Raw genomic sequence first — 22,390 nt, forward strand, 5'->3', positions numbered from 1 at the left:
TCCCGTCCTCGTGACTACTTGAGCCAAACTCGCCCGCAGCCGTGGTTGTGGGAAAGAGGGAAACAGCTTCACCGTTTTCCGCCTTTTCCAACAACCTTTCCTTGACAATCCAGACAGTCGCTGAGCGGAGCGAAGGACCCGCCTCATCGGTGTGGATCAATGCGTTGTCCAGCCATCACATTGGGTGCCCCACCCATCGCGTTGCGATGGATGGGGCACCCAGTGTGTACGCTCCATTGGCTATATTCCAGAGGAGAACCGGTTTGGGGCATCCCCAGAGGACCCGATTTGAACCCGTCTGTAAGGTTCCAGACCCTGGCCAAAGTGGCCATCTGTTACCCTGCGGGCGCATACTACGTCTAAGAATGTGCCGGGGTGTGTCCCCCGGCGGATGAGGTGTCGCAATGCGTCGGTTACAGACAGCCATACTCGCGTTGGCAATGGCCGGATTGGCCGTCCCAGGCACGGTCTACGCACAGTCGCAGCCCAGCGATAAGGACAGCAGCAAGTCTCCCCAGTCACCGACCGGCTCCCCCGTGCCGACCGACGCCAGCAAATCCACGCCCGAAGAGATCCAGAAGGCGAAGGAAGAGGCTGCGAAGAAGGCCGACTCCATTCCACAGCCGGGCGAAAAGCTGAACAAAAACATTAAGAAGGGCAGCGACGACGATGTCGAGGCTGCCGGAACCCGCGATATCGGCGGCCGCGGTATGGGCAACTGGTACTCCACCGATTGGGAGATCCGGAACGGCAAGGGCTACGCCATGGAGATCGAGCGCAGCGCCCGCCTGGTCACTGACCCGGTCGTCAATGAGTACATCAACCGCATCGGCCAGAACATCGTAAAAAATTCCGATTCGAAGGTTCCATTCACCATCAAAGTGCTGGATACCGACGAGGTCAACGCCATGGCCCTGCCGGGCGGCTTCTTCTACGTGAACAGTGGCCTGATCCTGGCCTGTGACGAGGAAGCTGAGTTGGCCGGCGTCATGGCCCACGAGATCGCCCACGTGGCGGCGCACCACGCAGCCCGTGAGATGACCCGCATGAATTACATGCAGATCGGCCAGGTGCCGCTGATCATCTTCACCTCGGGAACGTGGACTGGATACGGCATCTACCAGGCCAGTCAGCTCGCCCTGCCGCTGACCTTCCTGCAGTTCTCCCGTAACTTTGAGGCTCAGGCTGACTGGCTCGGACTGCAGTACATGTACCGCTCCGGCTACGATCCGCAGGCGTTCATCCAGTTCTTCGAAAAGATCGACGCCCTGCAGAAGCACAAGCCGGGCATGATCTCCAAGGCCTTCAGCTCCCACCCGCAGACGCCGGATCGCATTGAGCGCAGCGAGGACGAGATCGCCACCATCCTGCCTGCAAAGCCGGACTACGTGGTCACGACCTCGGAGTTCGACGATGTGAAGGCCCGCCTCGCGCGGCTCGAAAACAAGCGGAAGCTGAACGACACGAAGGAGGGCAACAAGCCCACCCTGCGCCGCACCGCCGGCGGCAACAACGATCCGGATTCGAACGGCAATGGCAAGTCGGACGATGATCGCCCGACCCTCGGCCGCCGCGAGTAGCCCTCAAACCTCTCTCCACACGATGCCGTCCGGAACTCCGGGCGGCATCATTTTGCCTTTACTAAAACCCGCGAACAGCGGGCGCTTCATTTTCAACGATTCAACGATTCAACTATTCAACGAGACCCCCCCGCGGAGGCTGAAGGCTCCACGGTCCCCAAACCGCACTAAAATAAAACAATGGCAAAGAAGCAAGCGCGTTACACCGACGAGCACGCCGCCGCCGGGCTCGATACCAAGTTCCCTGAGATTGAAACCTGGGCAAACCAGTTTCCGGCCTACGAGATTCTGATTGATGATCCGGAGTTTACCTCCGTCTGCCCCAAGACCGGTCTGCCCGATTTCGGCGTGCTGCAGATTCGCTACATGCCGAAGAAGCGCTGCCTCGAGCTGAAGAGCCTGAAGGAATATCTGTTCACCTATCGCAACCTAGGCATCTTCCAGGAGAACATCTGCAACCAGGTGCTGGAGGACGTGGTGAAGGCCACTGATCCGGTCTGGGCTGAGGTGAAGGGCGACTTCCGCCCACGCGGTGGTATCTCGACGATTGTTACCGCCCGCTGGCCGCGGCCGAAGAAGTAGCTTTAAGCGCTGAAGGCGCTTATGGAGAAGGCAATCTCTACAAGCTGATATTCTCCTCACGAATGACGACCTCCACCAAGCTGACGACCAGGCGTGTCGCCGGGGCTACGACCGCCCTCATCCTTCTCACCGCTCTGAACTTCGTCAATTACATTGACCGCTACATCCTGCCTGGTGTGCAGGAGATGGTGAAGGGCGAGTTCCATGCCTCGGACGCGGAGATTGGTTCGCTGACCACGTGGTTCATGCTGGCGTATATCTGCGCCGCGCCGATTACTGGTTGGCTGGGCGACCGTTTTCCGCGTAAGCCGCTGGTCGTCTTCGGCGCAATCTTCTGGAGCAGCATGAACCTGCTCTCGGCTACGGTCCACACTTTCGGTGCGCTCAATCTACGGCATGCGGCTTTGGGATTGGGAGAGGCCAGCTTTGGCATCTTTGCTCCTGCCATTCTTTCGGACTTCTTTCCGGCGCAGGAGCGCAACCGGGTGATGACCATCTTCAACCTGGCCATTCCCGTCGGAGCCGCGCTCGGCTATCTGATCGGAGGTACCGTCGGCAGCCATTACGGTTGGCGCGCTCCGTTCTACGTCTCGGCGGTTCCGGGCATTCTCTTTGCGCTGATGATCCTCTTCATGATGCGCGAGCCGGAGCGCGGCGCCAGCGAGGTGGAGAAGACCAAGATCGGCAAGGCCGACCTGCTGGCGCTGGTCACCAACCGAGCCTATCTAAGCTCCATTTTTGGCTATGCGTTTATTACCTTCTGCATGGGCGGCCTCTCCTGGTGGATGCCGTCGTTCTTGCACCGGGTAAACGGCTATTCCTTGGGACAAGCTGGATTCACCATCGGAGCCATCACCGCTGTCACCGGCATTGTCGGCACAGCCACCGGCGGCTGGATCGCGAGCCGGTTGCTGAAACGTAATTCCAGTGCGCTGTACCTGGTTTCCGCGTTCGGCTGTCTCGCCTCCATTCCGTTTGCTTTACTGACCTTCTTCGGCCCATCGTGGGCCACTTTGCCCTCGCTCGCGGGGGCGGAGATCTGCCTGTTTCTGGGTACCGGACCGATCAATGCCGCCACGGTCAATGCAGTGACCGCCGCTAACCGGGCCTCAGCATTGGCCGGACAGCTTCTGCTCATCCATCTGCTGGGCGATATGCCCTCGCCTCTGCTGATTGGCCTGGTGAGCGATCACTCCAACCTGCGGCTCGGTATGGGCGTCACCACTCTCGCTCTGGCCGTTGCGGGAGTCATCCTTCTTGCCGGCGGCCGATTCGTCAAACGGAATCCTGTAGCTGCATAACCGGCGTTTACAGCCGCACAACAGCGTTTCTCAGCTGCATACAGAGTTTCTCGGCTGCATACAGAGTTTCTCGGCTGCATAACAGCGTTTCTCAGCTGCATAACAGCGTTTCTCAGCTGCATAACAGCGTTTCTCAGCTGCATAACAGCGTTTCTCAGCTGCATAACAGCGCTTCTTAGCTGCATAACTTCGACATCGCTCGAAGCGTTTACTGGAGTGACGTCATCCAATCACCATGAGCGAACTTCGCCTAAGCGTTCTGGACCTGGTGGGGCTGCGGCCCGGAGAAGAGGCATCGGAGGGCATTGCCCGTTCGGTGGCTCTGGCGCAGCATGTGGAAAGGCTCGGCTATCAGCGCTTTCTGCTGGCCGAGCATCACTCCATCGCCGGCATCGCCAGCTCTGCAACAGCCGTACTGATCGGACACATTGCGGGCGCGACGAAATCGATCCGTGTTGGTTCAGCGGGCATCATGCTTCCGAACCACGCGCCGCTTGTAGTGGCGGAACAGTTCGGTACGCTGGAGGCGCTGTATCCCGGACGTATCGATCTTGGTCTGGGACGTGCTCCCGGTGGAGACTTCCACACCATGCGTGCCTTGCGCCGCGATCTGAAGCAGACCGGCGACGACTTCCCTGCGCTTCTGGAAGAGCTGCGGACATATCTTGGCGATCCCAGACCGGATCAGGTAGTCCATGCGTTTCCCGGCGAGGGAAGCCGTGTCCCCGTTTTGTTGCTGGGCTCCAGCGCCTTCGGCGCACAGCTTGCCGGCATGCTCGGCCTGCCGTACGCCTTCGCGGCGCATTTCGCGCCTGAGTATCTTTATGCCGCGGCTCGGCTCTATCGCGAGATGTTCCGCCCGGGTGTATTGCAGGAGCCGTACATGATGGTCGGCGTACAGGTGATCGCCGCACCGACAGATGCGGAGGCGAAGCGTCTGTTTACGACGCCGCAACAGCGTTTCCTGCGGTTGATTCGCAATCAACCCGTGGAACTGTTGCCGCCGGTGGACTCCATGGACGGCCTCTGGGCCGACTATGAGCAGGCTGCGGTGGAGAGCAAGCTGGGCGCCGCGATTGTCGGTAGTTCGGAGACGGTGCGCGCCGGCATCGAGAAGCTCGCCCGCGACACCGGCGCCAAAGAGATCATTGCAGTCACTGACACTTACGACTTCGACGACCGTCTGCGCAGCTATGAGCTGCTGGCAGAGGCTGTGCGCCCCGTTCCTACTGTGTAGGGTCGATCAGCTTCATGCCGGAAGGATCGTCCGGCCGCTTCTTCAATGGTGTGTTGTTCACTGTCACGAAGAATTCAAGCGTTGGATTAACATTCAGTTCCCACACGTGACCGCCGACCGTGGAGCCATTGCGTTTGCTCAGGACAGCGTGCATGTGTACGACAGGCTTGTCCTGAAAGGTCGCAATATCTCCGGTCAGGGAGACGACCTCGACCTGCTCCTGCACCGGGACGGCGACATAGATCTTGCGGGAGAGATCCAGCCAGCCGAGAGTGGCGCTGCTGATCGCTCCGATGGCCGTGAAGTGGGCATCGTTCGCGTGGTACTTGTTCGCGAAGTCGACCATACCGCTCAGCGCTTCATCGCCCTTCAGGAAGATCACGGCATACACCTTTTCTTCGGGCGTATCTTTCACCAGCTTGACCTGCATATGAGGCGCTTTGCCCGGCGGAATGGGACGTGTGGGCAGGATAGTTTGCTCCTGTGCATAGGCGTGCGTGAAAGCGAGACAGACGGAGAGTGCCAGAGAGATCACAAACGGTCGCATGGCGAAAGAGTATCGTGAATACATCAAGAGCATTTTCCCTGTTTTGGGGTATCCCGGAAAAGCGTGCAGCTGGCGTTTTCATTGCGGCGGAAAACGCGCAGGAGGCGGAAGCCCTACACTACACCTACAGGGAAAATGCTCTAATCGCAATTTCCCTGTTGCTGGGTCTCCCGGAAGAGGAGTGCAGCGGCGTTTTCATTGCGGAAAACGCCCTTAGATGCGGAAGCCCTACACTACAGCTACAGGAAAATGCTCTAATCGCACTTTCCCTGTTGCTGGGTATCCCGGAAGAGGCGTGCAGCGGCGTTTTCATTGCGGAAAACGCCCATAGATGCGGAAGCCCTACACTACACCTACAGGGAAAATGCTCTAACCGTGGCGACGCTCAAGGAACAGGCAAGACAGATCTATCTGCGGACTCTCGAAGCAGCCAGGCTCGATACGCATCTTGCGGAGAAGGTGCGGTGGGCCGACGGTGTCCTTCAGGTCGGAGAACACAGTTTTCCACTTGAACACTATCGGCGCGCCGTCATCATTGCACTCGGCAAAGCGGCAGTCCCCATGGCCGCATACAGCGCGGATTTGCTGCGGGGGTACCTGCCATTCACCGGGCTGGTGCTGGCTCCGGAAAACTCGGGAGCTCCGGCAGAGCTTACGTTCCTGCGTGGATCGCATCCCTTTCCGGACGAGAGCTCGCGCCGTGCCGCTGAGCTGGCTCTCGAGCTGGCGCGCGAAGCAGACGACGAGACGCTGGTGTTATGGCTCATCAGCGGAGGAGCTTCCGCCATGATGGAGATGCCGTTGGTTCCTGAGGTCTCAATGGATGAGATGGCCGCGTTTCATCGCATGCTGGTGCATTCGGGCCTGAACATCGCCGAGATGAATGCATTGCGCAAGCACGTATCCGCGGTCAAGGGAGGCCGCCTGGCTGTTGCGGCAACCAATGCTGCGACGCAGGTGACCCTATTGGTGAGCGATGTACCGGAGGGACGCCTGGATGTGATTGCCTCCGGGCCTACCATTCCGGATGGGAGTACGATCAACTACTGCCGGGTATTGCTGTCCCGCTTGACGGAACCGTTGCCTGCAGCGATCGCTGAACTGTTCGCGAGTCCCGAGCTGCCGGAGACGCCAAAGCAGAACGATCCTGCTTTTGCCAGGGCCTTCTATCTCGAAGTGCTTTCGTCGTCCACGCTTTGCACGGAAGCCGCCGTCGCTGCGCGGGATCTCGGATTCGAGGCTGTCGTCGACAACGGATGCGATGAATGGGCTTATGACAAGGCAGCAGTCTATCTGCTCTACAAGCTTGCCCGTCTACGGCAACCGGGCAAGCGAATCGCGTTGATCTCTGCGGGAGAGGTTTCTGTACCCGTTAGCGGACCGGCAGGTACGGGAGGACGCAACCAGCACTTCGCGCTTTATGCTGCGCAACTCATCGACGGCATGGCGAATACTGCCGTGTTGAGTGCCGGCAGTGACGGCCTGGACGGCAACAGCCCTGCGGCCGGAGCTGTGGTCGACACTGCAACATGGGAACACGCCGTGGATCCCGCCGGAGCGCTGGAGCGATTCGACTCCGGAACCGTCTTTGCCGCCATGGGAGACGCCATTGTCACCGGGCCAACTGGGAATAACCTGCGTGACCTACGGATATTGCTGGCAGAGGACTAGCCTACTTCGCCGCATTGATGAATTTGGACGAGCCACAACAGTTTTTCCCCCCTGCCTCACGACCGGGGCCATGTCCCCACCGTTAAAATGGAAGAGATGTTATTCGCTCCAGGCTCCTCGTTAGTAGTTGCTGTGCTGGGTTTGTTGGGTGTGCTGGTGTGGCGGCTTCGCGAGGGAAGCCGGCCGGTCACGCTCAAGACCATCATCTTCCCGCCTCTGGGAATGGCGACTGGGTTCTCGATGTTCATCGTCTCGGGCTTCCGTGTTCCTCTCGCCTGGGCGATCGGAGCTTTCCTCATCGGCGCCCTGGTGCTCTCATACCCGCTCATCCGCACCTCGCGGCTGGTCCTTGAGCGGGACACGGTCATGATGCACCGATCCAAGTTCTTCTTCCTGGTCGTGCTGATCCTCTTCGCCATCCGTTATCTGGCGCGCGACTATGTCGGTAAGATCATTTCCGTGCAGCAGACCGCCGGCTTGTTCTTTATTTTGGCTTTCGGCATGATCGTCGCCTGGCGCACCGCCATGTTCTTCGAGTACAAGCGACTTCTCTCAACATAGAATCAAGGGCGACTTTGGCCAAGCCACGTTGAGGTACGGATAAGAAAATCGCACTCCTAGGAATATCTTGGCCTAGAGGCGCTAGAGAGACACGCAAGATGAACGATGGGACAACGTCCTGAAACTTCACAGCTAGCTGATCAGCATGCTGACGATGGAGGCTGAGACCAGGTTAGCCATCGTTCCGGCCAGCATGGCGCGCAGGCCTAGCCGGGCAAGATCGTTGCGGCGACTTGGGGCCAGGGCTCCGATACCGCCGATCTGCATGCCGATGGAACCTAAGTTGGCAAATCCGCACAGGGCAAAGGTGGCAATCGAGAGCGATCGCGCGGAGATTCCGTGCGCGTTTGCCAGGTCGCCGAGGTTCTTGTAGGCGATGAACTCATTCAGAATGGCGCGGGTTCCGAGCAGGTCGCCCACGGTGCGGGCCTCATGCCAGGGGATTCCGATCAGCCACGCCACTGGAGCGCAGAGAAACCCGAGGACTGCATTCAGCGAAGGCGGAAAGGGAATATGTTTCGCGATGCCGCTCATGATGCCGTTTGCCAGCCCCACCAGCGCCAGGAAGCTGATCAGCATGATGGCCACATTGAAGGCGAGCTGTCCGCCATCGATGGTGCCGCGGGCGATCGCGCCGATCAGGTTCTCTTTCGAGTGCTCACCATCCTGCGGCGGCATGTGAACCGTCCCGGCAGTAGCAGGGACTTCCGTCTCCGGCACCAGCATCTTTGAGAGCAGGATGGTGCCGGGCGCGGTCATGATGACTGCCGAAAGCAGGTCTTTCGCGTGGATGCCGAAAGAGATATAGGCAGCCATGATGCCGCCGGAGACGTGGGCCATGCCCGAGGTCATGATGGTCATCAACTCCGACCGTGTGGCTCCATTCAGAAATGGGCGAATGGTCAGTGGCGCCTCGGTCTGTCCCATGAAGATGCTGGCGGCAACGTTCGTGCTCTCCGCGCCGGAGGTTCCCATCGTCCGCTGCATCACCCACGCCATGCCGCGGATCACCCACTGCATGATGCCAAGGTGATAGAGCACGGCGAAGAAAGCGGAGACGAAGATGATCGTTGGCAGCACAGCGAAGGCGAAGATGTTGAGCGGGCTTTTCGGATCGCCCAGCGGACCAAAGACCATCGATGAGCCATCGACCGAATGCCCCAGGAAGCTGGTGATGAACGAAGAGCATGTGGCCAGGATGTGCTGACCAACCGTCCACTTGATGACCAGAAAGGCGAAGAGCAATTGCAGCCCGAGGCCCCAGCCCACGGTGCGCCAGCGAATCGCTTTGCGGTTGGTCGATAGAACATATGCGACGCCAAGCAGCGTCACCAGGCCAAGCAATCCGGTAAATCGACCCAAATCAATACTCCAAGCGATGGACGGTGTACACGGAGTGTAACGGCCCCCGCGCCGCTACACCAGTGCTACTTCACATCTGCCGCGCTAATCGGTTTCAGAATGAGCGGCCGCACCTGAGGCTTCGCGTCGCTGATCTCCATGGTTTCGAGCAGCATCTCCGCCGGTTCATCGATCTTCGAAGAACTGGCTGCGAAGATCGTCACCAGGGGATCGCCCTCCTTCAGATAATCGCCAAGTTTGGCGTGCATCGTCAGGCCGGCGTCGGCGCTTACCGGGTCGCCAGGACGCTCGCGCCCAGCGCCAAGCCGCTGGATCGCCCAGCCGACCTGGGTACAATCCATCGATGCCAGGTAGCCGCTGCGCTTCGCGGTCAATGTCCGGGTTGCGGCGGGCTTATGGAAGGCCGCCGGGTCATCGAAGATGCGGACATCGCCACCGTGGGCCTCCACCATTCGCAGCCAGTGCTCCCAGGCCTTGCCGTTGTTGAGCAGTTCTTTGCTGAGGCGTTCCCCCTCTTCGGCGGAATCTGCCTTGCCGCCGAGGAAGAGCATCTGCCCGGCGAGGCCAATCGTCAACTCAATGAGATCTTCGCTGAATGGATGGCGGATCCCCTTCATAATGTCGACACACTCCCACACCTCGACCCAGTTGCCGCTGAAGCGGCCCAGCGGCTGATCGACGGTGGTGAGCAGAGCTCCAGTCCTGGTGCCCGCAAGCTCGCCGGTCGAGACCAGAAGGCTCGCCAGAAACTCCGCATCTTCCACCTTCTTCATGAAGGCGCCGGAGCCGGTCTTCACATCCAGTACCAATGCATTGAGGCCAGCGGCGAGCTTCTTGCTCATAATGCTGGCGCAGATCAGGTAAGGTGACTCTACCGTGCCGGTGTGGTCGCGCATGGCGTACAGGATGCGGTCGGCGGGAACCAGGCGTTCGGTCTGCCCGATGATGGAGCATCCGGCCTTGCGGATGACCTCACCGAACTGTTCCATGGTGAGCTGCGTGTTGTAGCCGGGAATGGTCTCGAGTTTGTCCAGGGTTCCACCGGAATGACCCAGGGAGCGGCCCGAGATCATCGGGACACACAGGCCGGCGGCGGCCGCAATGGGCGCCAGCAGAAGCGATGTCTTGTCTCCGATACCACCCGTGGAGTGTTTGTCGACATTGGTCCCGCGTGAGATCGCGGCATCGAAGACCTCCCCGGAAAAGCGCATGGCGCTGGTCAGATAGGCGAGTTCGGTGCGGGTAAGGCCGCGCTGAAAGACGGCCATCAGGAAGGCGGCGAGGCGGGCGTCAGTGACCTCACCGGAGACGACGTCGGCGATGAAGTTTTCGATCTGTTCGCCGCTCAGTTCCTTGCCATCGCGCTTGGCAAGGATGATGTCAATGGGATGAAGATGTTCAGACATGGTGCTGCAGGTCCTTCGCGTGCATCACGACAGCATACCGGCTCACAGGCGGCTAGAGCATTTTTCCTGTAGGTGTAGTGCAGGGTTTCCACATCTATGGGCGTTTCCGCAATGAAAACGCCGCTGCACTCCTCTTCCGGGATGCCCGGCAACAGGGAAAATGCTCTAGTCGTGTGCCAGTTTGAAGCCGAACGGTATCAGGGCAGATAACGGCGCGGAGGCAGCCACTCCATCCAGGCCGGGGAAGAAGATCCAGGTCTCAGTGTCACCGAACTCCAGCAGCGTTTGGCGGCACGCGCCACAGGGCATGCTGGCCGCACCGTTCAGATTCGTTACGGAGACGGCGCGGATCTTGATCCCTGGCCCCTTGTGTGACACCGCCGCGGAGATGGCGCTCTGTTCAGCGCAGCAAGTCAGCCGGTACGACGCATTCTCCACATTGCAGCCCACATGGATGGAGCCGTCGGAGAGAAGCACCGCCGCTCCCACCTTGAACTTGGAGTACGGAGAGTAAGAGTTCCGTGCAACGCGCTGGGCGAGCGTGTGGAGCTGCTCAATCAGTTCATGGTCCAGGCCGGAGGCGTGTGGTTTTGGGGCTGTCGTCATCGTGGAAAACGATCATACCAAAGGCAAGGTTCGCGTTTGGTGGCGGCTAGAGCAGTTCTCCTAAAGGTGTAGAGCGGAGTTTTGGCACTTTGCGCCGTTTTCCTTCGAAGAAAACGGCATTCACGGTTTTATCCAACACCTACAGTGTTAGGAGAACTGCTCTAACCCATCGCTGGCCATAAGGCCCCGGCAGGCATCTAATAGACGCAACGCATGGCCCGCACGACGAAAGACGTCTCCAGCACCGCCACCTCTGCAGCCGATGTGCTGGAGCTCTTCCACCCGGTGACGGCTGGCTGGTTCCGTGCCGTCTTTGAAGGCCCAACGCCGCCCCAGGTGGAGGGCTGGCCGGCCATCGCACGTGGTGAATCGACACTGATCCTGGCGCCGACCGGTACCGGCAAGACGTTGACCGCATTCCTCTGGTGCCTCGATAAGCTAATGCTGCAGACTCCACCGGAAAAGCAGGGAACAGGCGTCAAGGTCCTGTATCTGTCTCCGCTTAAGGCTCTTGCGGTGGATGTCGAGCGCAATCTGCGCTCGCCGCTGGCGGGCATCGCCAATCAAGCGCAGCAGATGGAGACGGAGTTCTATGAGCCCGTCATCTCCGTCCGCACCGGCGATACCAGCCAACTGGAGCGGGCGCGCTTTCGCCGCCATCCCGGCGACATTCTGATCACGACACCGGAGTCGCTCTATCTGCTATTGACCAGCGAGGCGGGAGAGGCTCTGCGTTCGGTCGAGACGGTCATCATCGATGAGATTCATGCGCTTGTTCCCACGAAGCGTGGAGCGCACATGGCCATGTCCCTGGAGCGGCTGGAGGCTCTCTGCGGGCGACCGCTACAGCGCATTGGCCTCAGCGCGACGCAGCGGCCGCTGGAAGAGGTGGCGCGGTTCCTGGGAGGAGCAGAGAGCCGCCCGCCGGTAGAAGAGACGCAATCTCAACCGGGTGGCGATGAGCCCGACGAAGCTGCGGCGGGCGTACGCTTCCGCCCCGTAACGATCGTTAATGCTGGAGCGCGTAAACGGCTGGAGCTTCGGGTCGAAGTACCGGTCGAGGATATGGCCCGCCTGGGCGAGGTGGAAGACCTTCCCAGTGGCCCGGCATCACAGGGCCCAAAACGTACCAGCATCTGGCAGTCCATCCATCCACGGCTGCTGGAGATCATCCGTCAGCACGAGTCCACCATCTTGTTTGTCAATGCGCGGCGCATCGCCGAGCGTCTTGCTGGAGCGATCAATGATCTTGCCGGCGAACAGATCGCGCGCGCGCATCACGGTAGCCTGGCAGCATCACAGCGTTCTGAGATCGAGGAGATGTTGAAGGAAGGCCGCCTGAAAGCCCTGGTGGCGACCTCATCCCTTGAGCTTGGCATCGATATGGGAGCTGTGGATCTGGTGATCCAGATCGAGGCTCCGCCATCGGTCGCGAGCGGCCTGCAGCGGATCGGACGCGCCGGACATACCGTGGGTGCTCCGTCGTCGGGCGTGATCTTTCCCAAGTACCGGGCCGATCTGGTTGCCTGCGCTGCTGTGACACGCGCCATGCATGAGGGCCATGTGGAGGCGACCCGCTTCCTGCGGAATCCGCTGGATGTGCTGGCGCAGCAGATCGTCGCTATCGTCTCGCAGCCGCCGATGGATGCAGAGACGGCGGAAAGCTGGCGCACGCGCCGACAGGAGGAGTCGCCGGGAATGGGGTATGACGCTCTCTTCGACCTGGTGCGGGGCTGCGCGAACTTTGCCGGCCTTTCGCGCACTAGCTTTGACGGCGTACTCGACATGCTGGCAGGCCGATATCCCTCGGATGAGTTCGCCGAACTGCGTCCGCGTGTGACCTGGGACCGTACCGCCAACTGGCTGCTGCCGCGCGAGGGTGTGAAGCGCATCGCGATCCTCAATGCAGGCACGATTCCAGATCGCGGGCTCTACGGTGTCTTCCTCTCCGGTGAGCGGGCCAAGCCGGTCCGCGTCGGTGAACTGGATGAAGAGATGGTCTTCGAGTCGCGTACCGGAGACACCTTTGTCCTGGGAGCATCGACGTGGCGGATCGATGAGATCACACACGACCGTGTGCTGGTCTCGCCTGCTCCGGGAGAACCTGGCAAGATGCCCTTCTGGCATGGCGATGGAGCGGGGCGTCCGCTGGAGTTCGGCCGCAGGATCGGTCAGCTTGTGCGCGAGTTGCGCGATATGCCGCGGCCGGCCGCGGTGACCAAGCTGACACGCGAACATGACCTTGATCCCATGGCGGCGGAGAATGTACTGCGCTATCTCGCTGACCAGGAGATAGCGACACGCATTGTTCCGGACGATCGCAATCTCGTCATCGAACGTGTGCGTGATGAGCTGGGTGACTGGCGCGTCTGTGTGCTCACTCCCTTCGGGTCGCGCATCCACGCGCCCTGGGCGATGGCGGCGACCGCGCGTGTGAAGGCAGCCAGCGGCGGCGATGTTGAGACCATGTGGTCTGAGGACGGCTTCGTGCTCCGCTTTCCGGAGACTGATGAGCCTCCTGCAGTGGAGCAGCTCCTGCCGGAGCCGGACGAGGCCGTGCAACTGGTGATGCGCCAGCTTGGGGCGACAGCGTTGTTTGCGGCGAAGTTCCGCGAAGCCGCCGCACGGGCATTACTGCTGCCGCGCCGCCGTGCCGATGGACGGGCTCCTCTGTGGCAGCAGCGGAAGCGGGCTTACGATCTGCTAGCGGTCGCATCGCGTTATGCGGAGTTTCCCATGCTGCTGGAGACATACCGCGAGTGCCTGCGCGATGTCTTCGATCTGCCCGCGTTGCGAGAGATCCTCGGACTCATCGCACGCCGCGATCTGCGCGTGCACACGGTGGATTCACGCACGCCCTCACCTTTTGCTTCGGCGCTGCTCTTCAGCTATGTGGCGAATTACATCTACGACGGCGACGCGCCTCTGGCGGAGCGCCGTGCACAGGCACTGTCGATCGACCAGGAACAGCTTCGCGAGCTGATGGGCGATGCCGATCTTCGCGAGCTTCTGGATGGCGCTGCGATTGCAGAGACCGAAGAGCAGCTTCAGCTCCGCGCCGAAGGATATCGCGCGCGCAACGCCGACGGTGTGCATGATCTGCTGCTGCGTCTCGGTGACCTGCGTCCGTCAGAGCTGCTGGAGCGCGTGGTCTCGCCCGAAGTGGCGCTGACCGTCGATCGTTTGAAGAAGTCCAGACGCGTTTTGGAGATCAGCATTGCCGGCGACAAGCGGCTCATTGCGGTGGAGGATGCGGCGCGATATCGCGATGCGCTCGGCATTCCATTACCGCCGGGACTCCCCGCGGCGTTCTTAGAGAAGACGCAGGATGCACTGACGGATCTGGTCCGCCGCTATGCCCGCACACATGGACCCTTCACGACTGCGGAAGCGGCACGGCGATTCGCTTTGCCGGCGCCGCAGGTCGAAGCGACACTCCAGCGGCTGGTGCAGACCGGGCGTGTTGTGGAGGGCGGTTTCCGGCCCGAGGGATCACATCGTGAGTGGTGCGATGTCGAGGTGCTGCGCACCATCCGCCGTAAATCGCTGGCGAAGCTGCGCAAGGAAGTGGAGCCAGTAGAGCAACGGGTGTTGGCGCGCTTCTTCACCAATTGGCAGGGAGTAGTCACACCGCGTCGCGGTCTCGATGCTGTGCTGGACGCGGTCGAAAATCTGCAGGGCTCGCCTGTTCCTGCATCGCTGCTGGAGAGTGAGATTCTGCCCGCACGCATCGCGACGTACAAGCCTGCCGATCTCGATACGCTGATCGCAGCGGGCGAGGTGATCTGGACCGGTCTCGAACCGTTAGGAGAACGAGACGGGCGCGTCGGACTGTACCTCGCCGACAAGCTGCCGCTGCTGTGGACGCCACGACCCATGCCGGAAACAGCGGGCAAGGAACTGCAGGTCGTGGAATATCTGCAGCAGCGCGGAGCGACCTTCTTCGCGCAACTGCTGGAAGGGACCGGAGGAGGATATCCCGGTGATCTTCTCGATGCATTATGGTCGTTAGTCTGGAAGGGACTGGTAACGAACGATTCGCTGCATGCGCTGCGTGCATACAGCGACCGACCGACGACCTCGCGCGTGCCCGCACGCCGCATTCATAATCAGCAGGCTGCTTCTGGTTTCCGTTCGCGACGGACAACACCTCCAACAGGGCAGGGGCGATGGGCGTTGAATGCGGTTGCTTTTGCCGATCCGGCAGAGCGTGCCACGCAGTGGTCGCATGCCATGGCGCAGCAGCTTCTCGCGCGATACGGCATCGTCTTTCGCGAGACAGCGCATGCGGAGAATCTGCCCGGAGGTTTCTCGGCAATCTATGACGTATTGAAGGCAATGGAGGAGTCCGGCAGAATCCGCCGCGGCTACTTCGCTGCCGATCTGGGGGCGGTGCAGTTCGCATTGCCGGCTGGCTTGGATCTACTACGAACCCTGCGTAACAAAGTGCAGCAGGACGAACCGGAGATGCTGCTGCTGGCCGCCACAGATCCGGCCAATCCCTACGGCTCATTGCTGCGCTGGCCTGCGGCTCCTGATGCGTCAAGTACTCTGACACGTTCCGTCGGTGGCCGCGTGGTCCTTTGCGATGGAGCGCTGGCGGCCTACCTTCGCCGCGGCAATCCAAACGTACAGGTCTTTCTTCCGGAAGAAGAACCCGCGCGCACACAGATGGCTCGATCTCTCGCGCAATTCTTCGCCCAGGTTGTTGGCCGTAAAGAAGAGGGCGATGAACAGCGCTCGCGTGCAGGCATGCTGATCGCGACGGTCAATGGCATTCCAGTGGCCGAGAGCCCAATGGCAAAGGCTTTGCTGGAAGCAGGATTCATCGCTGCACCGATGGGCTTCAATTTGAGAAAGCAGCTCGCTCCCGTTCAGCAATTCACCTGAGTTTGGATCTCTGACTGTATGCCTGAAGGCGATACCATCTTCCGTGCTGCACGAGCTCTAACCAAAGCGCTGACCGGCAAGACGGTCACGCGCTTTGAGACGGCCCTGGCGCTCTTGCAGCGTGTCCATGACGATACGCCCATCACCGGCCGCACCGTAGAAAAGGTGGAGGCGCGCGGCAAGTGGCTGTTGATCTATCTCTCCGGCGATCTGGTTCTGCTCACACACATGATGATGAACGGCTCCTGGCACATCTATAGAACCGGAGAACGCTGGTGGCGTCCTCGCAGGGACATGCGTCTCATTCTCGGAGTGGATGGGTTCGATGCGGTGGCCTTCAATGTCCCTGTCGCTGAGTTCCACACCGCACGTTCGCTTGCGCGGCACACAGTGCTACCGAAACTTGGCCCGGATGTGCTTGACGCCAGCTTCACACCACAGACCGGTCTGGAGCGTCTCAAAGCACGAGCCGCCTCACACCCGGAAGACGAGATAGCAGTCGTTCTCCTGAACCAACAGGTGATGGCGGGTCTCGGCAATGTCTACAAGTCAGAGGTGTGCTTCACCGCGCAGGTACATCCCTTCCGCAGGATGAGTACGCTCACTGACGAGGAGATGCTGCACCTTGCCGATCACGCTCAGCGCTACATGCAGGCAAATGTGCAGGAAGGCACCAGCGGCAGCATCGTTACCTATACCGGCCCCCGCCGTACCACCCGCCGCATCGACCGCGAAGAGCGCCTCTGGGTCTACGGCCGAGCCGGAGAACCCTGCCGCCGCTGCGGCACAACCATCCTCTCGCGCAAACAAGGTACGCAGGCAAGGCCGACCTACTGGTGCCCGAACTGCCAGCCATGGAAGGGAAGCGGGGCAGCTCCGGAAGGGTGGGCGCTTTTGCGGCGAAGCCGCAAAAGCAGTTGCTAGTTGCTGGTTCCTGGTTGCTAGTTGCCGGATACAATCCCGGAATGCCGACATCTTATCGAGACCTAAAGGTCTGGCAACGCAGCATCGATTTGGCCGAGCTTATTTACAAGCTAACGAAAACCTTTCCGCGCGAAGAAGTCTTTGGGCTTTCGGCTCAGATGCGTCGAGCGAGCGTCTCTATCCCATCAAATATTGCTGAAGGCTCCGGACGAACGACTAGGAAAGATTTCCGCCAGTTTATTGTGATCGCTCGAGGTTCAAATGATGAACTGAATACACAACTCATCCTCGCCGAGCGGCTTGGTTTTGGGGATCCAGAGATGCGAAAGGGATCGGCGCTTCTTTCGAGTGAGATAGGAAAGATGTTGACTGCCTTGGAAGCTTATCTGTTGAATACACCATGCTCGAAGAACTAGCAACCAGGAACCAGCAACTAGCAACTGCAAGCCCTCCGGGCTTGCTGATTCAATTATTCAATCATTCAATCATTCTTCCCTGCTATAGGATAGGAACCATCGGGCTACAGTTCTTGGTTTTCCGCGTCGGGGGATTCGTCCATCTGCGTGGGGACCAGCTTCATCTCCAAGGTCAGTCGCAACTAAAGGAGTGTTTTTCCCATGGGTATTACACGGCGCGATTTCCTTACGCGCGTAGGGCAGGCTGGCGGTTTCAGCGCTGCAGTTGTCACCATGCAAGCTCTCGGCCTGATGCCGATGAAAGAAGTTGAGGCTGAGCAGGTTAAGGCCACAACCGGTGCAGGGAAAGGTGTCAGCATCGTCGTCCTCGGCGGAGGCGTCGCCGGTTTGGTGACCGCCTACGAGGCCCGTAAACTCGGGTACAACGTCACCGTTCTGGAAGCCCGCCATCGTCCCGGCGGCCGTGCCTATTCGGCCCGCGGCGGAGACGTTCTTGAGTTTGTCGACGGCACCAAGCAGAACATCACCTGGGCTCCCGGCCTGTACTGGAACATGGGTCCCGCCCGTATCCCCTCCGTGCACGGCACCATCCTGCACTATGTGCGCGAGCTCAAGGTGCCGATGGAGGTCTGCGTCAACACCTCCCGCTCCACGCTACTGCAGAACGACAAGGTCAACGGCGGCAAGCCCTACACCCAGCGCAAGGTCATCAACGATACCCGCGGCGAAGTTGCTGAGCTGTTGACCAAGGCTCTGAACGGCGGAGCTCTCGACTCCGAGCTCACCAAGCAGGACCGCGAGCGCCTGGCCGACATCATGCACCTGTGGGGACCGCTGGACGGCAAGAACAAGTACACCGGTTCTGACCGTGCCGATGTTACCCAGTACCCCGGCGCCGGCCCGCAGGAGATGATCGTCAACCGCGAGCCCATCCCGATGCACGCGCTTCTCGATGGCAACTTCTGGAACGCTGAGCTGTACGAAGAGCAGTGGGACTGGCAGGCGACCATGATGCAGCCGGTCAACGGCATGCAGCAGATCTCGAATGCCTTGGCCAAGTCGCTCGGCCCCATCGTCAACTTCAACTGTCCGGTCACCGAGATCACCAAGACCGACAAGGGTGTGAAGGTTGTCTACGAGAAGGCAGGCGTGCAGCACACCATCCAGGCCGATTACTGCGTCTGCGCCATGCCGCTGACGATCCTGAACAAGATCAAGGCGGACCTGTCGCCCGAGGTGAAGGCCACGGTCTCTCGCGCTGCTGACTCCTACCGTGGTTCCTACAAGGTGCCGTGGGAAGCCTCGACCCGCTTCTGGGAGAAGGACTTCAACATCTACGGCGGCCTCAGCTTCCTTGCTAAGGGACCGCAGCCCATCTGGTATCCCTCGAACAATCTCTTCGCCGAGGGCCCAAGCATGATCTGTGCCGGCTACCAGGACGAGGCGATCGACGGCTTCAACAAGCTGTCGATGGAGGAGAAGTTTGCTGCCTCGCGTCAGTCCATCGAAAAGATGCACCCCGGCTACGGCAAGCTGCTCTCCAAGCCCGTCTTCTGTGGCTGGAAGCACGTGAAGTGGAACGAGGGTTCGTGGATCGGCGCCATCACCAAGGCCGACTACGCCACCATCACGCAGAATGATGGTCCCATCTATTTCGCCGGTGACCACACTTCGCACGTCGTGGGTTGGCAGGAGGGCGCCGCCGGAAGCGGACGCCGTGCCATCCAGATGATCAGCGATCACGTGAAGGCAGCCCGCCTCGGCGGAAAGCACTCCGACACGGTAAGCGCCTAAGATAACCAGGGGCGGGCCAGTCAGGCTCGCCCCGTTTTCCTTGTGAACGAATTTTCAGGAGACCTCGCATGAAGAAGACCATCCTCGCTCTCGCCCTGGCCGCCGCTGCCGCCACCACCGCCCACGCGCAGACCACAGTCAAGCACATCCAGGACGACAAGGGCTTCATCGCCACCGGCGTCTGGGCCGGCGACACCTACTATCTGTCCGGGCAGCTTCCTTCGCCCGTCACTCCGGCCGACCCGGCCAAGGGCACTCCGGCCGACTACGGCGACACCAAAACGCAGGCTGCGTCAGTGCTGGCCAAGATCGATGCGCAGTTGAAGGCCCAGGGCCTGACTATGGGCGATGTGGTGAAGGCGACCGTCTTCCTGGCTGCCGATCCCAAGACCGGCAAGCTGGAGTTTGCCGCGATGAACTCTGAGTTCGTAAAGTACTTCGGAACCAAAGATCAGCCGAACAAACCGGCTCGCTCGGCCGTGCAGGTGGCGGCCCTGGTCGCTCCTGGCGCTGCTCTGGAGATTGAAGTCATCGCTGTGAAGAGCAAGAAGTAAATTTCGTACAAGAGGTGTGGGCTAGTACTTCGAGCGAAGCTCGAAGTAGTGGAGCCGTGGGCTTCAGCCCACGGTTTCTCAGCTAAAACGAAATGGGCTTTTAGCCCTGGGCCTTAGTTTTTCGATTCTCGGAAACGACCCAGGGTTGAAGCCCATTCATTCCAGATCTTCAGTCAGCGCTGAAACCCGCTCCCACCCTTTCCGTTCATACAATTTGGTGGACGCACTTCGGAAATCAACACCTACTCCTCCATCAAATCCGCCGACGCATCCAAAATCTCAGCACCTAACCCCGGCGCTAACCGGTGTGCCGCGTCTTCCACCTGCTGCAACAGGCCAAGCACGTAATCGCGCGAAGCTGAGATCGCAACGACGCCGATGGTCGCGCGGTTCCACAGGCTGGCATCGTCCATTTCTGCGACGGAAATATTGAAGCCGTGGCGCAATTTGTCTTTGAGCGAGCGCACGGCCTGGCGGCGGTCTTTCAGGGACTGCGCATGTTCGATGTGAAGCTCGATCGTCAGGCGGCCAATAGGCATCTTAGAGAACGCGGCGTATCACGGAACGTACCGTCTCTGTCACTACGCCGTACACAACGTGGGAGATCATCTCGCTGCTCCGCTCGCGCACATCCTGATCTTTCGGCTCGGCTGCCAGACCCAGCTTCGGATATACGCTTTCATGCGTCAGGGTGGCGAGCACGACACCAAACTGTGCTCCGTTACGCGCTGTGGCAGCAGGGTAGAGCTCCGCGAGCATTCCGTAGGCTCCGCCGGCCGCTGCGCCGAAGCCCCAGTGGATCGTCTGTGCCGCAGCGGCTTTGGTGGAAGGGGGGAGGTGGCCGGCAAGCTTCTCCGTCAGAATCTCCGACGGCTCCAATTCGCCATGCGTGTGCGGGGGATAGAACTTCTCGACGAGGCCCTTGGCAGCGGTAGCGACAAGGCCTGCGGCGACACCCGCCAGCAGGCCCTTCAGTAGATTCGGTTTTGCGTTCGACATGGCAATTCGTTGGATGCTCTATTCGTAGTCGTCGTCGTCCTCTTCATCCTCATCATCGTCGTCGTAGTCCTCGTACTCGGGCTCGTCCTCGGCGTCCTCGTCGTACTCGTCCTCGTCTTCGTCGTCTTCATCTTCTTCGTCGTCGAAGTCTTCGTCTTCTTCGTCCTCGTAATCGCCATCCTCGTCGTCGGCGTCGTCCTCATCCTCGTCGTCGTAATCCTCATCCTCATCGTCATCGCTCACAGGGGAGGCCAGCCACATCTCGGCGGCGTTGAGGGCCAGCAGGCCTTCGGGTACGAAGTCGTGGGTGGCGGGTTGCATCAGGAGGTTTTCGTTCAGTTCCATGATTCGTCCTTTTGGGATGGGGTTAGGTTCGGGTTCGTTTTGTGAATGCACGAATAGACGCTGAGAAAACAATACGGGATGTGACTCCCACACGAAAATTTTAGGCCGATAACCGGGCTAAGTGTTCCTTATCCGGTGGCGGCGTCAGGTAGCTTACAACGATCAGGCACAGGAGTGAAACCAGTAATGCAGGAAAAATTGCATCCCGTGCCGCAATGGCCTGTGGAAGCAGATGTTTCACCCAGGCCGTATCCCACGAGACGGTCACGACTGTACCCGCTGCAATGGATGCGACGGCCGCGGCACCGGTCGCACGCTGCCAGAAAAATGCCGCCAGAATCACCGGCGTCAGCGCCGCTGAGTAAATGGTATAGGCATAAAGTGTCTTGGCCAGGACGCTGGTTATTCCTACCGCCTGCCAAAGAGCCCATCCGCCCAGCAAAACTACCGTCAGCCGCGAGACAATCAACACTTTCTTATCAGACGCATCCGGAGAAAGATAGCGTACATAGATGTCATTGATCAGGTTAGTGGCGGGGGAGAACAGAAAGCTGTTTGCCGTGGAGATCACCTTGGCAAAGATCGCGCCCATCATCACCGCCCCCAGCAGACTCGGCAATGAGTGCAGGGCAGTAAAGGCCAGAATCTCGCGCGGATAGGGCTGAGAACCGTTCTGCTTCGCCAGGACATTCCCCACGATTGCCAGCGCCACGATCACCGTCTCAAGGATGACGGTGCCGATGATCCAGCCCACCACTGCAACCCTGGCATCCTTCTCACTCTTGGCCGAAAAGAACTTCTGATACATCGACTGGTTGCCCAGCATCAGCAGACAGGTCGGCAGAAAGATCTCCAGCGCCTGGATCAGAGAAAAATCTCCCAGAGGCGTGAAGTAGCTCGCCGGCAGCGCCGCATGCACGGCGCCCCATCCGCCTGCCGCATGGACCAGAAGCGGGAAGGAGATCACCAGTGAGAAGGTTGCAAGCAAGCCAATGACCAGATCGGTGTAAGCCACCGAAGACATGCCCGCAATCGCGGTGAAGAAGATCACGAACGCGGCAATGATGTACCGGCCCAGCATTGGCGAGATGACGCCGGGAAAGATAAGCGAGAGAATGTCGCCGCCGCCAATGAACTGGTAGCTGGTAATGGCGGTAAAGGCGAACAGGATCGCGATCACTCCCAGCACGCGGGCCGTCTGGTTGTAGCGTGCCTCCAGAAGGTCGGGAATGGTGAACTGCGCGAACTTTCGTGCGCGGGGAGCGATGAAGTAGATCAGCAGCAGCCCTGCCCATCCCCCACCGCCCTGCCACAGGGCAACAAAGCCGTGCTTGTAGGCATTCTCCGCGCCGCCAAGAAGGGAACCTGAGCCGATCCACGACGAGAGCAGAGTGAAAACCAGAACGAAGGCGGGAAGGGAACGGCCTGCAACCAGGTAGTCCGCCTTTGTCTTCACCTTGGAAAGCCGAGTGAAAGAGACGGTTAACAAGGTCGCGACGATAATGCTCAGGACGATGGCGTACAGGTTCATAGCAAGCAGTGTCACGACAGTGTAGCGGAAGCGCTGTGGATCGAATGGTCTTTTCTTGCCTCCGCAGGGACCTGGAAGGGCCGT

The 22,390-nt window shown here is 60.0% G+C and carries 19 protein-coding genes; 11 read left to right on the forward strand and 8 right to left on the reverse strand.

Translation table 11 applies throughout. The features are described from left to right. Window positions 1–404: 404 nt before the first annotated feature. The 4 genes from OHL21_RS07065 (at window position 405) to OHL21_RS07080 (ending at window position 4,700) form a co-directional block, all read left to right on the forward strand. On the forward strand, window positions 405–1,580 hold the full coding sequence (locus OHL21_RS07065) for a M48 family metalloprotease (RefSeq protein WP_263416552.1): 1,176 nt from the start codon (window positions 405–407) through the stop codon (window positions 1,578–1,580). 180 nt (window positions 1,581–1,760) lie between these two features. Continuing rightward, window positions 1,761–2,162 (forward strand): preQ(1) synthase, encoded by a 402-nt coding sequence (queF, locus tag OHL21_RS07070; RefSeq protein WP_263416553.1) that lies wholly within the window; start codon window positions 1,761–1,763, stop codon window positions 2,160–2,162. Between the two features lie 62 nt (window positions 2,163–2,224). Beyond that, window positions 2,225–3,463: a spinster family MFS transporter gene (locus OHL21_RS07075; protein WP_263416554.1), complete on the forward strand. Its 1,239-nt coding sequence runs from the start codon at window positions 2,225–2,227 to the stop codon at window positions 3,461–3,463. Between the two features lie 235 nt (window positions 3,464–3,698). Beyond that, entirely contained in the window at window positions 3,699–4,700 is a 1,002-nt protein-coding gene (locus OHL21_RS07080; protein ID WP_263416555.1) for an LLM class flavin-dependent oxidoreductase, read from the forward strand. Here the strand turns inward: OHL21_RS07080 and OHL21_RS07085 are convergent. Beyond that, window positions 4,690–5,247 carry a PCC domain-containing protein gene (locus tag OHL21_RS07085; protein ID WP_263416556.1) on the reverse strand — a complete coding sequence of 186 codons (558 nt, stop codon included), beginning with the start codon at window positions 5,245–5,247 and terminating at the stop codon, window positions 4,690–4,692. The genes OHL21_RS07080 and OHL21_RS07085 overlap by 11 nt on opposite strands. Before the next feature lie 375 nt (window positions 5,248–5,622). Here OHL21_RS07085 and OHL21_RS07090 point away from each other — a divergent pair, with 375 nt between their 5' ends. After that, on the forward strand, window positions 5,623–6,918 hold the full coding sequence (locus tag OHL21_RS07090) for a glycerate kinase type-2 family protein (RefSeq protein WP_263416557.1): 1,296 nt from the start codon (window positions 5,623–5,625) through the stop codon (window positions 6,916–6,918). Between the two features lie 96 nt (window positions 6,919–7,014). Next, a complete protein-coding gene (locus OHL21_RS07095) occupies window positions 7,015–7,479 on the forward strand; it encodes a CcdC family protein (protein ID WP_263416558.1) in 465 nt (154 codons plus the stop codon). Window positions 7,480–7,611: 132 nt separating this feature from the next. Here the strand turns inward: OHL21_RS07095 and OHL21_RS07100 are convergent, their stop codons facing one another. The 3 genes from OHL21_RS07100 to cdd all read right to left on the reverse strand — a co-directional run bounded on the left by OHL21_RS07100 (window position 7,612) and on the right by cdd (window position 10,853). Further along, window positions 7,612–8,841, reverse strand: a complete 1,230-nt coding sequence (locus OHL21_RS07100; RefSeq protein ID WP_263416559.1) for a NupC/NupG family nucleoside CNT transporter — start codon at window positions 8,839–8,841, stop codon at window positions 7,612–7,614. A gap of 65 nt (window positions 8,842–8,906) precedes the next feature. After that, window positions 8,907–10,247, reverse strand: coding sequence for a thymidine phosphorylase (locus tag OHL21_RS07105; protein WP_263416560.1), 1,341 nt, complete (start codon window positions 10,245–10,247; stop codon window positions 8,907–8,909). 165 nt (window positions 10,248–10,412) lie between these two features. Then, window positions 10,413–10,853 carry a cytidine deaminase gene (cdd, locus tag OHL21_RS07110; RefSeq protein ID WP_263416561.1) on the reverse strand — a complete coding sequence of 147 codons (441 nt, stop codon included), beginning with the start codon at window positions 10,851–10,853 and terminating at the stop codon, window positions 10,413–10,415. A 213-nt stretch (window positions 10,854–11,066) separates the two neighbouring features. Between cdd and OHL21_RS07115 the strand changes: the two genes are divergently transcribed. The 5 genes from OHL21_RS07115 (at window position 11,067) to OHL21_RS07135 (ending at window position 19,431) form a co-directional block, all read left to right on the forward strand. Further along, window positions 11,067–15,743 (forward strand): DEAD/DEAH box helicase, encoded by a 4,677-nt coding sequence (locus OHL21_RS07115; protein ID WP_263416562.1) that lies wholly within the window; start codon window positions 11,067–11,069, stop codon window positions 15,741–15,743. Window positions 15,744–15,761: 18 nt separating this feature from the next. Next, window positions 15,762–16,667, forward strand: coding sequence for an Fpg/Nei family DNA glycosylase (locus OHL21_RS07120; protein ID WP_263416563.1), 906 nt, complete (start codon window positions 15,762–15,764; stop codon window positions 16,665–16,667). A 41-nt stretch (window positions 16,668–16,708) separates the two neighbouring features. Next, window positions 16,709–17,083, forward strand: coding sequence for a four helix bundle protein (locus OHL21_RS07125; RefSeq protein WP_263416564.1), 375 nt, complete (start codon window positions 16,709–16,711; stop codon window positions 17,081–17,083). Window positions 17,084–17,284: 201 nt separating this feature from the next. Then, the gene (locus OHL21_RS07130) at window positions 17,285–18,877 is read left to right on the forward strand and encodes a flavin monoamine oxidase family protein (RefSeq protein WP_263416565.1); all 1,593 of its coding nucleotides are present in this window, start codon (window positions 17,285–17,287) and stop codon (window positions 18,875–18,877) included. A gap of 68 nt (window positions 18,878–18,945) precedes the next feature. Then, the gene (locus OHL21_RS07135) at window positions 18,946–19,431 is read left to right on the forward strand and encodes a Rid family hydrolase (protein ID WP_263416566.1); all 486 of its coding nucleotides are present in this window, start codon (window positions 18,946–18,948) and stop codon (window positions 19,429–19,431) included. Window positions 19,432–19,673: 242 nt separating this feature from the next. Here OHL21_RS07135 and OHL21_RS07140 read toward each other — a convergent pair whose 3' ends face one another. From OHL21_RS07140 to OHL21_RS07155, 4 genes are all read right to left on the reverse strand, one after another. Further along, on the reverse strand, window positions 19,674–19,970 hold the full coding sequence (locus tag OHL21_RS07140; protein ID WP_263416567.1) for a DUF503 domain-containing protein: 297 nt from the start codon (window positions 19,968–19,970) through the stop codon (window positions 19,674–19,676). A 1-nt stretch (window position 19,971) separates the two neighbouring features. Next, window positions 19,972–20,430 (reverse strand): DUF1440 domain-containing protein, encoded by a 459-nt coding sequence (locus OHL21_RS07145; RefSeq protein ID WP_263416568.1) that lies wholly within the window; start codon window positions 20,428–20,430, stop codon window positions 19,972–19,974. 18 nt (window positions 20,431–20,448) lie between these two features. Then, on the reverse strand, window positions 20,449–20,775 hold the full coding sequence (locus OHL21_RS07150) for a hypothetical protein (protein WP_263416569.1): 327 nt from the start codon (window positions 20,773–20,775) through the stop codon (window positions 20,449–20,451). A 100-nt stretch (window positions 20,776–20,875) separates the two neighbouring features. Continuing rightward, window positions 20,876–22,306, reverse strand: coding sequence for a sodium:solute symporter family protein (locus OHL21_RS07155; protein ID WP_263416592.1), 1,431 nt, complete (start codon window positions 22,304–22,306; stop codon window positions 20,876–20,878). Window positions 22,307–22,390 lie beyond the last annotated feature (84 nt).

The sequence above is a fragment of the Terriglobus albidus genome, from assembly GCF_025685425.1.
GTDB lineage: Bacteria > Acidobacteriota > Terriglobia > Terriglobales > Acidobacteriaceae > Terriglobus > Terriglobus albidus.

Bases quoted from the DNA above. Each gene is read 5' to 3' on its own strand.
- OHL21_RS07140 (WP_263416567.1), bottom strand. From the start codon at position 19,970: ATGCCTATTGGCCGCCTGACGATCGAGCTTCACATCGAACATGCGCAG.
- cdd (WP_263416561.1), bottom strand. From the start codon at position 10,853: ATGACGACAGCCCCAAAACCACACGCCTCCGGCCTGGACCATGAACTG.
- OHL21_RS07135 (WP_263416566.1), top strand. From the start codon at position 18,946: ATGAAGAAGACCATCCTCGCTCTCGCCCTGGCCGCCGCTGCCGCCACC.
- OHL21_RS07145 (WP_263416568.1), bottom strand. From the start codon at position 20,430: ATGTCGAACGCAAAACCGAATCTACTGAAGGGCCTGCTGGCGGGTGTC.
- OHL21_RS07080 (WP_263416555.1), top strand. From the start codon at position 3,699: ATGAGCGAACTTCGCCTAAGCGTTCTGGACCTGGTGGGGCTGCGGCCC.
- OHL21_RS07075 (WP_263416554.1), top strand. From the start codon at position 2,225: ATGACGACCTCCACCAAGCTGACGACCAGGCGTGTCGCCGGGGCTACG.
- OHL21_RS07065 (WP_263416552.1), top strand. From the start codon at position 405: ATGCGTCGGTTACAGACAGCCATACTCGCGTTGGCAATGGCCGGATTG.
- OHL21_RS07105 (WP_263416560.1), bottom strand. From the start codon at position 10,247: ATGTCTGAACATCTTCATCCCATTGACATCATCCTTGCCAAGCGCGAT.
- OHL21_RS07115 (WP_263416562.1), top strand. From the start codon at position 11,067: ATGGCCCGCACGACGAAAGACGTCTCCAGCACCGCCACCTCTGCAGCC.
- OHL21_RS07095 (WP_263416558.1), top strand. From the start codon at position 7,015: ATGTTATTCGCTCCAGGCTCCTCGTTAGTAGTTGCTGTGCTGGGTTTG.
- queF (WP_263416553.1), top strand. From the start codon at position 1,761: ATGGCAAAGAAGCAAGCGCGTTACACCGACGAGCACGCCGCCGCCGGG.
- OHL21_RS07120 (WP_263416563.1), top strand. From the start codon at position 15,762: ATGCCTGAAGGCGATACCATCTTCCGTGCTGCACGAGCTCTAACCAAA.
- OHL21_RS07150 (WP_263416569.1), bottom strand. From the start codon at position 20,775: ATGGAACTGAACGAAAACCTCCTGATGCAACCCGCCACCCACGACTTC.
- OHL21_RS07155 (WP_263416592.1), bottom strand. From the start codon at position 22,306: ATGAACCTGTACGCCATCGTCCTGAGCATTATCGTCGCGACCTTGTTA.
- OHL21_RS07125 (WP_263416564.1), top strand. From the start codon at position 16,709: ATGCCGACATCTTATCGAGACCTAAAGGTCTGGCAACGCAGCATCGAT.
- OHL21_RS07130 (WP_263416565.1), top strand. From the start codon at position 17,285: ATGGGTATTACACGGCGCGATTTCCTTACGCGCGTAGGGCAGGCTGGC.
- OHL21_RS07085 (WP_263416556.1), bottom strand. From the start codon at position 5,247: ATGCGACCGTTTGTGATCTCTCTGGCACTCTCCGTCTGTCTCGCTTTC.